Origin of the sequence: Arenibaculum sp., from assembly GCF_035998295.1 — a bacterium.
Taxonomy (GTDB): domain Bacteria; phylum Pseudomonadota; class Alphaproteobacteria; order Azospirillales; family Azospirillaceae; genus DASYHS01.
The window spans coordinates 1-14,008 of the sequence record NZ_DASYHS010000091.1 but is presented as its reverse complement, the minus strand read 5'-3'; the positions used below and the strand labels follow the sequence as shown (position 1 = coordinate 14,008).

The following is a 14,008-nucleotide window of genomic DNA, read 5'->3' as shown; positions in this document are numbered from 1 at the left end:
GCTTCTTCGACCAGGGCCGCATCGCCGAGCAGGGCCCGCCCGAGCGCCTCTTCGCCAACCCCGAGAACGAGCGCACCCGCGCCTTCCTCAGCGCCGTCCTGGAAGCCGCCTGACGGATCCCGGCCGGCCCTGCGCGGCCCCGTCAGAGTTCAAGCACGAGGGGGCGATGGTCCGATACTTCGGGCTGCTCGACGACATCGAAGTCGATGACCTCGACCGACCCGCCGACGAGCATGAAATCGGCGAACCGCCCCGGCTTTTCATAGTAGGACGTGCGGGTGCCGGAAAAGTGTCGTGCCGTGACGAGATCCGTCAGCCCCAGCTCCCGAAGCACGTCGAAAGTCCTGCTGCCGGGTTCCACGTTGAAGTCGCCGCATACGACGAGGCGGTCGTTCTCCTCCGCGAGGTGCGCGATCAGGTCAGCGAACCTGCGCGCCTGGACCAGTCGCTCGGGCGTGTCCATCTTGCCGTTGAGGTCGCGCAGTCCGTGCATGTGAGCGATACAGGCGGTCCATCCCCGGTCGAAATCGTGTATCCGGACCGCGTGGGCGTTCCGGGGCCGGGGATGGTGCCCGTAGCCGTCGGACGAGAAGGATTTGTGAACGAACGCCTGGGCCTGCCCGATGATCGGGAAGGAAGCGCGGACGAACGTCGCGAGCCCCCACTGCGACGGCACCGTCTCTTCGCCGTCCCGGAGAATGCCCCGTGCCGCCGGACAGAACGTCGCGACGTGGCCCGGCAACGCGGCTGCGACTTCGCGAAAGAAGTTGGCGCGCTGCGGCAGCACGTGATCGCCGTCGCGGTAGGCGAGCCAATCCTTGGCGCTGGCCGGCGTATGGACCACTTCCTGGAGGCACAGGACGTCCGGGGAGACGGCGCGCAGATATGGGATCAGCTGGTCGTGCAGTCTGCCGCCCCAGCCGTTGAGACACATGATCCGCATTTCCAGTACCTCCGTCGTTGCGCCGCCTTCGGCCGTGATGGGATCATCGATCGAGCTTGATCGGGATGGAATGGTGCTCATGCGCCACCTTCCACATGCCGTCGATGCGCCGCAGACCGAGCGTGAGGCGGCAGTAAGCGTCGCCGCCCCCGATCGTGAGCAGGCCATGGGCGTAGGCGACGTCGCCGCCGGCGACGACCTGGACGTCACTGAGCCTGAAGCGGCCGGGCCCGGCTTCGTTGTGCTCGAAGAAGAGCGTCCAGGTCCGCCTGTAGGCGTCGATGCCCCTTTCCTGGATGGGCTCCGGCACGTCGTACATGACGATGTCGTCCGTCCGGTTCGCCAGGACCCGGTCGATGTCGCCCTTGCGGATCGCGTCGGTCCAGTCCTCGATCAGGGCATGGATCGCCCGTTCATCGCGTTCCCTGGTCATCGGATTCCTCCTTGGCTTTGAACTGCCGGGCGCAGGGCGCCACGGCGCAGATTGGTCCACGCGAAGAAGATCGCGGTGGACAGCAGGACGCAGAACCCCGCGCCCGAGGCGAGCACCAGGCCGCGCTCGAAAGCCTGCTGGGCCGATTCGAGCAGGATGGAGCCGGAGGGGCCCGGGAGAGCGCTCGCGACGTCGACGGCGGCGCCGAGCGTGTCGCGCACCGCCGCCGCGCGATCCTCGCTCAACCCCTCCGGTACGGCGACCGCAGCCCGATAGACGGCCACGCCGACGCTGCCGAGCACCGCCACGCCGAACGAACCGCCGAGATCGGCGCCGGTCTCGGAGATGGCCGATGCCGCACCGGCCTTGTCCGCCGGAGCGCTGGCGAGGATCAGGTCGGTGCCCAACGTCACGATGACCGCGACGCCGAGCCCGAGAACGGCCATGCCGGAAATGATCGCCGCCAGCCCGAAGCCGGCCGTGAACGCCGTCATGACCGCGAAGCCGGCCGCCACGAGCAGCAGGGCGGACGTGACGATCACCGCGGGCGGGACCCGCTGCGCCAGCACCGGCGCACCCAGGCATCCGGCCACGCAAGCGATTGCCGGCGGGATGGTCCACAACCCCGCGGTCATGGGCGACATGCCGACGACGAGCTGGAGATACTGCGCGATCAGCAGAGACGCGCCGACCCAGGCGAACAGGGCCATCATGTTCGCACCGAGCGCGGCGGCGAACGCGCCGTTCCTGAACAGGCCGAGATCGACCAGCGGGGCGGCCAGACGGCCTTGGCGGCGGACGAATGCCCAGCCCACGATGCCGCCGAGCACGAATACGGCGGCCGCCGTCATCGTGACGCCGGTCTCGGCGAGATGCTTCACGCCGTAGGCGGTCGCCAGCAACGCGGTCACCGACATGGCGACGCTTGGGACGTCGACGGCATGCCCGTCGTCTTCACGGACCTCGGGCAGGAAGATCGGGCCGAGAACGGCCAGCGCCGCCATGACCGGAACGGCCACGAGAAAGACGGACCCCCACCAGAGATGCTGGAGCAGCAGGCCGCCGACAAGCGGGCCGAGCACGCCCCCGAGCGTGAAGCACGTCGTCCAGATGCCGATGGCGATGCTGCGTTCGCGCGGCGAATGGAAGAGGTTGCGTATCATCGCCAGGGTCGAAGGCAGCACGGTCGCCCCGGCGACTCCCAGTATCGCGCGGGCCACGATCAGCATGGTCGCGCTGGTCGAGAAGGCCGCCAGGACCGAGGCCAGCCCGAAGAAGACCGAGCCGATCAGGAGCAGGCGCCGCCGGCCGATGCGGTCGCCGACGGCGCCCAGGGGAATGAGCGCGCCGGCGATCAGGAAGCCGTAGATGTCGGAAATCCACAGGAGTTCCGCTGCACTTGGCTGAAGTGCCGCACTGAGCGACGGCGTCGCCAGGTAGAGGATCGTCATGTCCATCGACACGAGCAGCGTCGGAAGCGCCAGCACGGCGAGGCCGAGCCATTCTCTGCGGCCGGCCGGGGGATGGGTTGCGGCTTGCATCTCGGTCTCCTCCTCCCGCCCTGGCCCGCGTCGCGGCGAGGCGGCTTGATAATTAGAATGACCCCTATAATATTAACCGGAACCGACGCGTCAAGAATTTTCGAGCGAGCATTCTAAAAATGCCGAGAGGACGGCCGAGACAGTTCGACGAGGGCGCGGCGCTGGATGCGGCGCTGCGCCTTTTCTGGCGGCACGGGTATGAAGGGACGTCGATCTCGACCCTGGCGCAGGCGATGGGGCTGACGGTGGCCAGCGTCTACAACGCCTTCGGCAACAAGGAGAGCCTGTTCATGAAGGCGGTCGGGCACTACGACCGCTACAGCGCGAGCCTGTACGAGGAGGCATTCGCCATGACCTCCGCCCGCGAGGTGGCGCGCGGCATACTGATGGGCGAGGTCGATCTCGTGTCCGGCGACGCTACGCCGGAAGGTTGCCTGATGATTCAGGGCGCGCTCGCCACCGGCCCGGAATCGGAGGCGGTCCAGAAGGCGATGGCGAGCCTCAGGCGGCAGGCGGAAGCCGACGTCGCCGCGCGGTTCGCGCAGGTCCAGCAGGCCGGCGGGTTGCCGCCGGGCTGGAGTGCGAAGGCGCTGGCGGGCTATGTGATGACGGTCGCGACCGGCATGGCCGTGCAGGCCAAGAGCGGCGCGTCGCGGCAGGAACTGATCGACGTCGTCGATATGGCGATGAGAATCTGGCCGGAAGACCAGAGAGGTTAGCGCGCTTCCGGGCGCGCAGGGTGCCCCCTAGACGCGGCCGCCCCCTCCCTCCGCGGGGTGACCCGCCGCCTGCAGGTCCAGCGACAGCTGCTCGTCCTCCGGCTCCTCGGCCGACCGCGGGTCCAGCGGCGTGATGACGGGCGTCGTGCGCGGCAGCGCCAGGAACGGCCCCTGCTCCGCCACCGGCACCGGCGGCCGCACGCGGGTGCGCCACAGGCCGAAGGCGAAGCAGGCGAAGGCGCCGGCGGCGGTGAAGGCGAACAGCCCCCACGGCCCGAGCGCCGACATCGTCGCCGAGGCGGCGAGCGGCCCGATCGTGGCCCCCGCCGAATAGGCCAGGATCAGCCCCCCGCTCGCCTGGACCAGCTCGCTGCGGTCGAGGTGGTCGTTGGTATGGGCGACGCAGATCGGGTACAGGGTGAAGGACAGACCGCCGAACAGCAGCGTGACCGCCAGCAGCGGCCATTGGGCGTCGATCCCGGCGACGGCGATCATCGCGACGCTGGTGGCGGTCAGGGCGGCGCACAGCCCGATCACGACCGTCCGGCGGTCGAACACGTCCGACAGCCGCCCGAGCGGCCATTGCAGCACCACCCCGCCCAGGATGATGACGGTCATGAACAGCGCGGTCCCCGCCGTGCCGAATCCCGACCGCTCGCCGAACACCGGGGCGAGGCCGTAGATCGCGCCGGTCACGATGCCGCTGGCGAAGGTGCCGAAGATGCCGAGCGGCGAGATCCGCCACAGCCGGCGGATGCCGAACGATTCGACGTGCGGCAGCACCGGCGGGGTCGCGCGCGTCAGCGACACCGGGACCAGCGCCAGCGACAGCAGGATCGACGTCGCGATGAAGCGCAGCGTGCCCGCGGGGTCGTCGATCACCAGAAGCTGCTGGCCGAGGCCCATCGCCCCGTACACCGTGATCATGTAGAGCGACAGCAGCTGCCCGCGCGTCTGCGGCGTCGCGCGGTCGTTCAGCCAGCTCTCGATGCACATGAAGAGCCCGGCCATGCAGAACCCCTCGATCAGCCTCAGCACCGCCCAGAACGCGAGGTTCGGCAGGATCGCGTGCGCCAGCGCCGCGGCCGAGAACACCGAGGCGAAGGCGGCGAAGGCCCGGATATGCCCGACCCCTGCGATGACGACATGCGCCTTCAGGGACGCGACCGTCAGCCCGGCGTAGTAGGCGGCCATCGCGAATCCGATCGCGGTGGAATCGGCGCCGGCCCGCGCGAGCTCGACGCCGACCAGCGTGGAAAGCAGGCCGCTGCCGAGCATCAGCAACGCGACGCCGAGCAGCAGGGAGGAAACCGACAGGGCGATCTGGGGCATTTCGCTGGAAGGGGCTGCTGAGAGGATTCGGGGCGGGCGGAACACGGGGGTGGAACAGGGGCGCATCTTGCAACGGGCACCCCCGCGCAGGCGACCCCTTAACGTCGGGGCCGATGCGATTCACCGGCCCCCGGCCTCGCTTCCGGAGCGGTGATTCACCGCGGCGCAGCCTTTTTCCACCGGCTTCTCCACCGGGCCGCCGCGGCTTTTCCACCACATCATCCACAACATTATGTGGGTCGGTGGAACATGACGCCCAAAATCCGGTTGTCAGTACCAGACTTTGTGGCACACTCGTCTGCCCGTCACAGATATGGCGGGCTACCTCCTTGGATTTGGTCGAAATAGCATAACTGCGCGCGTTCCAGGAACGCCGAAAAGCAGAGGGGAACATCACGCCATGCGGATTGAGCGTCGATTCACGACCGAAGGCCTGGACGCCTATCACGGGATCGAGTTCCGCCAGACCACCAGCGAGATCCGGAATCCGGACGGCTCGCTGGTGTTCCAGCTGAAGGACATCGACGTCCCGGCCGACTGGAGCCAGGTCGCGTGCGACATCCTCGCCCAGAAGTATTTCCGCAAGGCTGGCATCCCTGCTGCCTTGAAGGCCGTGGAGGAGAACACCGTCCCCTCCTGGCTGTGGCGCAAGGAGGCCGACGAATCGGTCCTGAAGCACCTCCCGCGCGAGGCGCGCGCCACCGGCGAGCGCTCGGCCAAGGACGTGTTCGACCGGCTGGCCGGCACCTGGACCTATTGGGGCTGGAAGGGCGGCTATTTCGACGGGGAGGCCGACGCGCGCGCCTTCTTCGACGAGATGCGCTACATGCTGTGCCGGCAGATGGCGGCGCCGAACAGCCCGCAATGGTTCAACACCGGCCTGCACTGGGCCTACGGCATCGACGGCCCGGCCCAGGGCCACTACTACGTCGATTTCCGCACCGGTGAGCTGAAGGCCTCCGATTCGGCCTACGAGCATCCGCAGCCCCATGCCTGCTTCATCCAGTCCGTCGCCGACGACCTCGTGAACGAGGGCGGCATCATGGACCTGTGGGTGCGCGAGGCGCGGCTGTTCAAGTACGGCTCGGGCACCGGCTCCAACTTCTCGAAGCTGCGCGGCGACGGCGAGCGGCTGTCGGGCGGCGGCCGTTCCTCCGGCCTGATGAGCTTCCTCAAGATCGGCGACCGCGCCGCGGGCGCGATCAAGTCCGGCGGCACGACGCGGCGCGCGGCCAAGATGGTGACGGTCGACATCGACCATCCCGACATCGAGGCCTACATCGACTGGAAGGTGATCGAGGAGCAGAAGGTCGCGGCATTGGTCTCCGGCTCCAAGCTGGCCCAGCGCCACATGAGCGAGGTGATGCGCGCCTGCAACGAGGGCTGGGAGGCGACCGACGCCCGCCGCCTCGACCCCAAGGAGAACAAGGCGCTCAAGAAGGCGATCCTCGCCGCGCGCAAGGTGATGATCCCCGAGAACTACATCCAGCGCGTGGTGCAGTTCGCCGGCCAGGGCTTCACCTCGATCTCGTTCCGCACCTACGACACCGACTGGGATTCCGAGGCCTACCTGACCGTCTCGGGCCAGAACTCCAACAACTCCGTGCGCCTGACCAACGACTTCATCGAGGCGGTGCTCGACGACGCGGAGTGGCAGCTCGTGCGGCGCACCGACGACGCCGTCGCCAAGACGCTGAAGGCGCGCGACCTGTGGGAGAAGATCGGCCACGCCGCCTGGGCCTGCGCCGATCCGGGCGTGCAGTACGACACCACCATCAACGAGTGGCACACCTGCCCGGCCTCGGGGCGCATCAACGCCTCGAACCCGTGCTCGGAGTACATGTTCCTCGACGACACCGCCTGCAACCTCGCCTCGCTGAACCTGATGGAGTTCCGCAAGGCCGACGGTTCCTTCGACGTCGAGGCGTTCGAGCATGGCTGCCGGCTGTGGACGGTGGTGCTCGAGATCTCGGTGCTGATGGCGCAGTTCCCCTCGCGCGAGATCGCCCGGCTCAGCTACGAGTTCCGCACGCTCGGCCTCGGCTACGCCAATATCGGCGGCCTGCTGATGGCGTCGGGCATCCCCTATGACAGCGACGAGGGGCGCGCGATCTGCGCCGCGATCACGGCCGTGATGACCGGCGTCGCCTACGCGACCTCGGCCGAGATGGCGGGCGAGCTCGGGCCGTTCCCCGGCTACGAGGTCAACCGCGATCACATGCTGCGCGTGATCCGCAACCACCGCCGCGCCGCCCATGGCGAGACCGGCGGCTACGAGACGCTGTCGGTGCTGCCGGTGCCCCTCCAGGCCGGCGAGTGCCCCGACCAGGCCCTGGTCGCGGCCGCCCGGCGCGCCTGGGACCGCGCGCTGGAGCTGGGCGAGGCGTCGGGCTTCCGCAACGCGCAGTCGACCGTGATCGCGCCGACCGGCACGATCGGCCTCGTGATGGACTGCGACACCACCGGCATCGAGCCCGACTTCGCGCTGGTGAAGTTCAAGAAGCTGGCCGGCGGCGGCTACTTCAAGATCATCAACCGCATCGTGCCGGAGGCGCTGCGCAAGCTCGGCTACGCGCCCGAGCAGATCGAGGCGATGGAGCGCTACGCGGTCGGCCACGCGACCCTGAAGGACGCGCCCGGCGTCGACCACGCGCGCCTGAAGGCGAAGGGCTTCACCGACGAGGCGCTCGCCGCGATCGAGGGCTCGCTGAAGAACGCCTTCGACATCAAGTTCGCCTTCAACAAGTGGTCGCTCGGCCAGGAGTTCTGCACCGAGGTCCTCGGCATCCCGGCCGAGCGGCTGGACGACCTCGGCTTCGACATGCTCTCGTTCCTGGGCTTCACCCGCCAGGAGATCGAGCTGGCGAACACCTACTGCTGCGGTGCCATGACCCTGGAGGGCGCGCCCTTCCTGAAGGAGGAGCACCTGGCGGTGTTCGACTGCGCCAGCCCGTGCGGGCGCATCGGCAAGCGCTTCCTGTCGACCGAGAGCCACATCCGCATGATGGCGGCGGCCCAGCCCTTCATCTCGGGCGCCATCTCCAAGACGATCAACATGCCCAACTCGGCCACGGTCGAGGAGTGCAAGGACGCCTACCTGCTGTCCTGGCGCCTGGGGATCAAGGCCAACGCGCTGTACCGCGACGGCTCCAAGCTGTCGCAGCCCCTCAACGCCCAGGTCCTGGAGGACGAGGACGAGGAGGAGGATACGGTCGCGGCCCTGATCGACGCGCCGAACGCGCAGCGCGCCCCGATGGTGGCCGAGCGCATCGTCGAGCGCATCGTCGAGCGGGTGACCCGCCGGGCCGAGCGCGAGCGCATGCCGCATCGGCGCAAGGGCTACACCCAGAAGGCCGTGGTCGGCGGGCACAAGATCTACCTGCGCACCGGCGAGTACGACGACGGCCGCATCGGCGAGATCTTCATCGACATGCACAAGGAAGGCGCCGCCTTCCGCTCGCTGATGAACAACTTCGCGATCGCGGTCTCGCTCGGCCTGCAGTACGGCGTGCCGCTCGAGGAGTTCGTGGAGGCCTTCACCTTCACCCGCTTCGAGCCGTCGGGCATGGTCCAGGGCAACGACAGCATCCGCATGGCGACCTCGGTGATCGACTACATCTTCCGTGAGCTCGCCATCAGCTATCTCGCCCGCACCGACCTCGCCCACGCGACGCCGGAGGACCTCGCCCCCGACAGCCTCGGCACGGGCGACAAGGAAGGCGAGCTGCCGCCCCTGCCCGCCCGCTACGTCGAGGAGACCCTGGAGGCGATGAAGCGGGTGGCCAGCACCGGCTACGTCCGCAACAACCTGCGCGTCCTGCAGGGCGGCATGAACCGGGCCGCCGCGGCCGCCGCTTCCGGCGGCCAGGCGGTCGCCTACGCCTCCGGCACCGAGGCCACCGCCCGCGCCTATGGCGGCGGCGAGACCGGCGGCGCGCCGGCGGGCGGCACCCAGGACATGGCGATGTCGAACCGCATGGAGCGCGTCCGCGAAGCCCGCGCCAAGGGCTACGAGGGCGACCCCTGCGGCGAGTGCGGGAACATGACCCTGGTGCGCAACGGCACCTGCCTCAAATGCGATACCTGCGGCTCCACGACCGGCTGCTCGTAACGTGAAGTAGTCCCTCACTCTCCGGAAGTATTCCCTCTCCCTCCGGGAGAGGGAAGGGGCCCATGCGAAGCATGGGAAGGGTGAGGGACGCCCTCGGATCCAGTAAAAGAGCTGAAACTAGCTGCCAACGAGTCTTTGCCGCCGAATGGCGACCCCTCCCACCCCAGACTTTCTCTTGCCTCAAGTGGTGAAGCGCAGCAAAACTCGGCCCACAAGCCCCTCAGTCGGCGCCCGGCACGTTCGCAAGCATGATCCGGCGCAGGGCGCGGTTGCGCAGCATGGCGTCATGAACAAAGCCGAGGATGTCGACGACCCCGTCCTCGGCGACGCGGAACACGATCAGGTGCCGAGGATCATGGACGCGATCCGCCGGATCGAGAACGTTGGCCCGGCTGTGCCACGCGTGATAGATGCCGACCCTCATCCGGGAAGTACGGATCCATTTGACACCCGCTCGGCCCGGGTCATCGGCGATGTCCTGCATCGCCTGGACGAGAAGCGTCGCGTAGCGCAAGCGGCCGATACGATGGAACTTGTCCTCGCTCCAATCCAGGATATCGTCGAGATCCGATTCCGCCGGCTGCGACAGGCGAAAATCGGCCACGGGCTCAGCCCCGCCGCGCTCTGGCGCGTTCCGACGCGCGGCGGTCCAGGCCGTCGAGCAGGGCGCGCCGGCCTTCGTCACCCCGCACCAGCCTGTACTCCCCGCGCTCGATTGCGGCCAGCCCACGTTCTGCAATGGCCTCGATGGCCGCAAGGCCGGCTCGTTCGGCGTCCACGTCGTCCTGGTAGCGCCGCAATGCCTCGCGCACGACCTCGCTGGCATTCTGGTGACGCCCGTTCTCGACCTCACGGTCGATGAACTCACTCAGCGTCTCGGTCAGGCTGAAGTTTCGACCGGTCATTACGGCCTCCGTCCCGTATCCATAGCAAAGCTTGATACCTTCCGCTCGCCTGTCAAGGACCACGGTCATCGCATCTGACCGAAGCGAACCTCATTAGATTGAAAATCTCCTCTCCCTCGCTATCGGGAGAGGGAATATTCGCGCGTAGGTGACTTTCCCCTCCCGGCCGAATGCGCCATCCCTTGGGGGCCCCCGACCCGGCCGCAGCTTCCCGCCCGGCCCGCAACCGCGCCTCGTAGCCCTCGGTGAGGCTCTGCAGCGCCGGCCAGCTTGCGGATGGTTAGCGCCGTGGTCGGGACGATGCTGGAGGCGCGGATGACGTCCTCGGTCTCCAGCGCCGGCCCGACGCCCTCACCCCGTCGACCGGCCAGTCGCAAAACCATTCGGTTGACAATTCGCGCTCCACGCTCTAACTCAACCATATGGTTTCACAACCCACCGAAGTGCCGGCCACCCAGGCGCTGGACGACGTCTTCCACGCGCTGGCCGATCCGACGCGGCGCGCGATGCTGCGCAGCCTCGCCTCGGGAGAGCGCAACATCGGCGAGCTCGCGGCCCCGTTCCGCATGTCGTTCCCCGCCGCGTCCAAGCACGTGCGGGTGCTGGAGCGCGCCGGGCTCGTGCGCCGCAGGATCGAGGGCCGGTCCCACGTCCTGCGGATCGAGCCGGCGCCGCTGGCGGCCGCGAACGAATGGCTGCGCTTCTACGAAGGTTTCTGGACCGACAGGCTCGACGTGCTGGACGCCCTGCTCAGGGCCGAGGACGCGGCCGGCACCAAACCTGCCAACGGAGGAGAAGAGACATGATCAGGATCACGCTCGCCAGCGTGTTCGTCGACGACCAGGACAAGGCCGCGGCGTTCTATACCGACGTCCTGGGCTTCGTGAAGAAGCACGACATCCCCATGGGGGCGGCCAGATGGCTCACCGTCGTCTCGCCGGCTGCGCCCGACGGCACCGAACTGGTGCTGGAGCCGAACGGCCATCCGGCGGCGGGCGTCTACCAGAAGGCCCTGGTCGGCGACGGCATCCCGGCCACCGCCTTCCAGGTCGACGACATCCAGCGCGAGTACGAGCGGCTGGCCGGGCTCGGCGTCCGCTTCACCCGGACCCCCACGCCGGCCGGCCCCGTGACCGTGGCCGTGCTCGACGACACCTGCGGCAACCTGATCCAGCTGTACCAGGCCTGATCCGCCGCGCCGATCCTGACTGGCCGGGATTGGCGCTCGCCGGCATCACGCCTCGGCAAGGCATGATTCCGCTCTGCTCGGGCCGGCTTCACCGGATCGGCCAGCCGTCGTGATGCAGGTCGATCATGAAGGCATGGCGGTGCCGCAACGGTCCGTGGCGGTGGGAATGGCTGTGCGGTTCCGGTCCCTCCCAGCCCTCGTGCTGGTGATGCTCGTCGTGCACGTGCAGGTGCTCGTGGCCGAGCGGGGTATGCACGTGCCCGATCTCGACCGGATCCCGGGCCGGCCACAGGAGCGCCGCCGCAAGCGTCGACAGGCCCGCCAGCACCGCAAGGACCATGAAGCCGGAATCGAGCCCCGCGCCGGCTCCGAGCCATCCGGCGAGCGGATAGGTGAACAGCCAGCAGACATGGGACAACGCGAACTGGGCGGAGAACAGGGCTGGACGATCGCCTTCGTGGCTGGACCGGCGTAGGAGGCGGCCTGCCGGCGTCTGCACGAAGGACGACCCCGCCCCCAGCAGGAACCAGACCGGCAGCAGCCCCGCAAGCGTCGACGGTAGCGGGCCGGACATCAGGCCGAGCGCGACCAGAACGCCGCCGCCGAGCATGACCGGCCGCTCGGCCGCGCGGCCCAGCAGACGGGGTAGCATCGCGGCGGCCAGCATGCTCCCCCCTCCGAACGCCGCCATGGCCCAGGCCACCCCGACTTCGGTGCCGCCCATGACGTCGCGCACGAGCACGACCGTGTTGACGATGACCGTCGCGCCCGCCGCCGCGACCGCCAGGTTCAGCGCGAGGAGGCCGCGTAGGCGCGGCGTCTTCAGGTAGATCCGGCTGCCATGGCCGATGTTCGCCAGGACGCCGCGCGGGCGCGGGGCCGGCTGCGGCCCCGGCAGGATCACCGAGGCGACGAGCAGCGCCGAACCCAGGAAGCCGAGCGCGTTGCCCGCGAACAGCCAGCCGTGATTCAGGGCCGCGAGGAGCAGGGCGGCGAGGATGGGGCTGAGCAGGTTCTCCAGGTCATAGGCGAGCCGGGACAGCGAGAGGGCCTGCGTGTAGCGCTCTTCGTCGGACAGCACGTCGGGGATGGTCGCCTGGAAGGTCGGCGTGAACGCCGCCGACGCTGCCTGGAGCAGGAGGATCAGCAGGTATACCTGCCAGACCTGGGTAACTAGGGGGAAGGCCAGGACGACGCCGGCCCGGACCAGGTCGAGAGCGATCAGCAGGGTCCGGCGCGGCAGCCGGTGGGCGTAGCTGCCGACCACGGGCGCGATCGCGACATAGGCGACCATCTTGATCGCGAGCGCCGTACCGAGGACGGCCCCAGCCTCCGACCCGGCAAGATCGTAGGCGAGCAGTGCCAGCGCGATCGTCGTCAGACCGCTCCCGGCAAGGGAAAGGACCTGGGCGGCGAACAGGTGGCGGTAAGTGCGGTCGCGCAACGGTGAGAACAACGACGCCTCCTCCGGAACGGCCCCTATACCACGCAGAACAATCGGAACGGCTCCCTGGGCCCTTCACGCGGCCTTCGAGGCCGCGAGCGGCTTGCGCGACGGCAGGGTCATCGCGAACACCCCCACCAGCACCGCGGCGAGCCCCACCCATGCCGTCTGCGACAGCGTCTCGCCCAGGAAGGTCGCGCTGATCGCGACCCCGATCGGAACGCGCAGGTACGACTGCGCCGTCGTGCCGACCGAGCCCAGCGTGTGGATCAGCCGGAAATAGATCACGAAGGCGAGCGCGGTGGAGAACACGGCGAGGCCGAGCAGCGCCAGCACCGACTCCCGCGACGGCTCCAGCGTCCAGGGCCGGTCCACGACCAGGCTGACCGGGATCAGGATCGCCGCACCGCACAGCAGCGAGCCCGCGGCCGGGAGCATGGGGTCGAGCCCCTTGAAGTTGCGCCCGAAGATGACCGCGGACGCATAGCACACCGTCGCCAGCACGATCACGACCTGTGCGCCGAGCTGGTGGCCGAGGCCCCCGAACGCCTCCCTCCCGACGATCAGGCAGATTCCCGCCAGCCCCGCGCATACGCCGAACAGCTTGCGCGCGGTCACCGCCTCGTGACGCGTGATGGCCCAGGTCAGCAGGAAGGCGAAGATCGGCGTCGTCGAGTTGAGGATGGTCGCGAGCCCGGCGTCGACCGTCAGCTCGGCCCACGCGATCAGCGTGAACGGGACGACGCTGTTGAGGCAGGCCTGGAACGCGAACCGGCGCCAGGTCAGGCGGTCCTTCGGCAAGGACACGCCGCGCAGCCGCAGGATCGCCAGCAGCAACCCGCCGGCGACCAGCGTGCGCGCCGCGATCAGGGTCACCGGCGGGATCGTCGCGACGCCGAGCTTGATGAAGGTGTAAGAGGCCGCCCACAACGTCGCGAGGACCGCGAGGAGCGCCAGCTCCACCATCGGGGTCGGGGGATGCGTGCTGGTCCCGGTCATCGTCGTCTCTCGTCGCGGGTTTTCCGATCGACGGGACCTTGCCACGCCGGAAGCATCGAGTCATCCCGGAACGCTTCGGCGAACGCCGAACCTTTTCCTACGCGGCGCGCGCCCAGGCGAAGCACCCCGCCGGCAGCGTCCCGCCGCTGACGAAGAGGGCGCCGTGGCGGTACAGCCCCCGCGCCGGGCCTCCCGCCTCCAGGTCGACCACCCACAGGTCGCCGGCGGCGTTGCTCCACACCGCCCGGCCGTTCACCGCCGATACCGCCGCGAGCGCGTCCGCCGCCGGCATGCCCGAAGGGAACAGCACGGCGACCATGGTCCCGCCCGGCGGCGGCAGGGCGGCGACCGGGCCGGCGACCAGCACCGCGGCCGCCAGCAGCGCCGGGACC

12 protein-coding genes and 1 pseudogene are annotated in these 14,008 nt (G+C 69.0%); 4 read left to right on the top strand and 9 right to left on the bottom strand.

The window, feature by feature from the left end; genetic code table 11:
* Positions 1-142: 142 nt before the first annotated feature.
* From VGO20_RS10310 to VGO20_RS10300, 3 genes are read right to left on the bottom strand one after another with little or no spacing between them, the layout of a single operon-like run.
* Positions 143-1,024 (bottom strand): endonuclease/exonuclease/phosphatase family protein, encoded by an 882-nt coding sequence (locus VGO20_RS10310; protein WP_327502246.1) that lies wholly within the window; start codon positions 1,022-1,024, stop codon positions 143-145.
* Entirely contained in the window at positions 987-1,376 is a 390-nt protein-coding gene (locus VGO20_RS10305) for a nuclear transport factor 2 family protein (RefSeq protein WP_327502244.1), read from the bottom strand. Before VGO20_RS10305 ends, VGO20_RS10310 begins: the two co-directional genes overlap by 38 nt.
* Positions 1,373-2,917, bottom strand: coding sequence for an MFS transporter (locus VGO20_RS10300; RefSeq protein WP_327502243.1), 1,545 nt, complete (start codon positions 2,915-2,917; stop codon positions 1,373-1,375). Before VGO20_RS10300 ends, VGO20_RS10305 begins: the two co-directional genes overlap by 4 nt.
* A 119-nt stretch (positions 2,918-3,036) precedes the next feature.
* On the opposite strand from VGO20_RS10300, the gene VGO20_RS10295 reads away from it, so the two are divergent.
* Positions 3,037-3,636, top strand: coding sequence for a TetR/AcrR family transcriptional regulator (locus VGO20_RS10295; protein ID WP_327502242.1), 600 nt, complete (start codon positions 3,037-3,039; stop codon positions 3,634-3,636).
* 27 nt (positions 3,637-3,663) lie between these two features.
* Here the strand turns inward: VGO20_RS10295 and VGO20_RS10290 are convergent, their stop codons facing one another.
* A complete protein-coding gene (locus tag VGO20_RS10290) occupies positions 3,664-4,968 on the bottom strand; it encodes an MFS transporter (protein WP_327502241.1) in 1,305 nt (434 codons plus the stop codon).
* A gap of 400 nt (positions 4,969-5,368) precedes the next feature.
* Between VGO20_RS10290 and VGO20_RS10285 the strand changes: the two genes are divergently transcribed.
* A complete protein-coding gene (locus VGO20_RS10285) occupies positions 5,369-9,079 on the top strand; it encodes a vitamin B12-dependent ribonucleotide reductase (RefSeq protein ID WP_327502240.1) in 3,711 nt (1,236 codons plus the stop codon).
* 220 nt (positions 9,080-9,299) lie between these two features.
* Here the strand turns inward: VGO20_RS10285 and VGO20_RS10280 are convergent, their stop codons facing one another.
* Complete coding sequence (locus VGO20_RS10280; RefSeq protein WP_327502239.1) at positions 9,300-9,683, bottom strand: type II toxin-antitoxin system RelE/ParE family toxin; 384 nt, start codon at positions 9,681-9,683, stop codon at positions 9,300-9,302.
* Positions 9,684-9,687: 4 nt separating this feature from the next.
* Positions 9,688-9,984 carry a type II toxin-antitoxin system ParD family antitoxin gene (locus VGO20_RS10275; protein ID WP_327502238.1) on the bottom strand — a complete coding sequence of 99 codons (297 nt, stop codon included), beginning with the start codon at positions 9,982-9,984 and terminating at the stop codon, positions 9,688-9,690.
* A gap of 422 nt (positions 9,985-10,406) precedes the next feature.
* Between VGO20_RS10275 and VGO20_RS10270 the strand changes: the two genes are divergently transcribed.
* Both VGO20_RS10270 and VGO20_RS10265 read left to right on the top strand, forming a co-directional pair.
* Complete coding sequence (locus VGO20_RS10270) at positions 10,407-10,790, top strand: ArsR/SmtB family transcription factor (protein ID WP_327502237.1); 384 nt, start codon at positions 10,407-10,409, stop codon at positions 10,788-10,790.
* Positions 10,787-11,173: a VOC family protein gene (locus VGO20_RS10265; RefSeq protein ID WP_327502236.1), complete on the top strand. Its 387-nt coding sequence runs from the start codon at positions 10,787-10,789 to the stop codon at positions 11,171-11,173. The genes VGO20_RS10270 and VGO20_RS10265 overlap by 4 nt, the downstream gene beginning before the upstream one ends.
* 88 nt (positions 11,174-11,261) lie before the next feature.
* Here VGO20_RS10265 and VGO20_RS10260 read toward each other — a convergent pair whose 3' ends face one another.
* The 3 genes and pseudogenes from VGO20_RS10260 to VGO20_RS10250 all read right to left on the bottom strand — a co-directional run.
* Positions 11,262-12,629, bottom strand: a complete 1,368-nt coding sequence (locus VGO20_RS10260) for an MFS transporter (RefSeq protein ID WP_327502235.1) — start codon at positions 12,627-12,629, stop codon at positions 11,262-11,264.
* A 63-nt stretch (positions 12,630-12,692) separates the two neighbouring features.
* Positions 12,693-13,616 (bottom strand): DMT family transporter, encoded by a 924-nt coding sequence (locus VGO20_RS10255; RefSeq protein WP_327502234.1) that lies wholly within the window; start codon positions 13,614-13,616, stop codon positions 12,693-12,695.
* 97 nt (positions 13,617-13,713) lie between these two features.
* Positions 13,714-14,008: pseudogene (locus VGO20_RS10250) on the bottom strand (DUF2243 domain-containing protein); the annotation flags it as partial.

Coding starts and splice junctions, on each gene's coding strand:
- VGO20_RS10310 (WP_327502246.1), bottom strand. CDS start 1,024: ATGAGCACCATTCCATCCCGATCAAGCTCGATCGATGATCCCATCACG.
- VGO20_RS10305 (WP_327502244.1), bottom strand. CDS start 1,376: ATGACCAGGGAACGCGATGAACGGGCGATCCATGCCCTGATCGAGGAC.
- VGO20_RS10300 (WP_327502243.1), bottom strand. CDS start 2,917: ATGCAAGCCGCAACCCATCCCCCGGCCGGCCGCAGAGAATGGCTCGGC.
- VGO20_RS10295 (WP_327502242.1), top strand. CDS start 3,037: ATGCCGAGAGGACGGCCGAGACAGTTCGACGAGGGCGCGGCGCTGGAT.
- VGO20_RS10290 (WP_327502241.1), bottom strand. CDS start 4,968: ATGCCCCAGATCGCCCTGTCGGTTTCCTCCCTGCTGCTCGGCGTCGCG.
- VGO20_RS10285 (WP_327502240.1), top strand. CDS start 5,369: ATGCGGATTGAGCGTCGATTCACGACCGAAGGCCTGGACGCCTATCAC.
- VGO20_RS10275 (WP_327502238.1), bottom strand. CDS start 9,984: ATGACCGGTCGAAACTTCAGCCTGACCGAGACGCTGAGTGAGTTCATC.
- VGO20_RS10270 (WP_327502237.1), top strand. CDS start 10,407: ATGGTTTCACAACCCACCGAAGTGCCGGCCACCCAGGCGCTGGACGAC.
- VGO20_RS10265 (WP_327502236.1), top strand. CDS start 10,787: ATGATCAGGATCACGCTCGCCAGCGTGTTCGTCGACGACCAGGACAAG.
- VGO20_RS10255 (WP_327502234.1), bottom strand. CDS start 13,616: ATGACCGGGACCAGCACGCATCCCCCGACCCCGATGGTGGAGCTGGCG.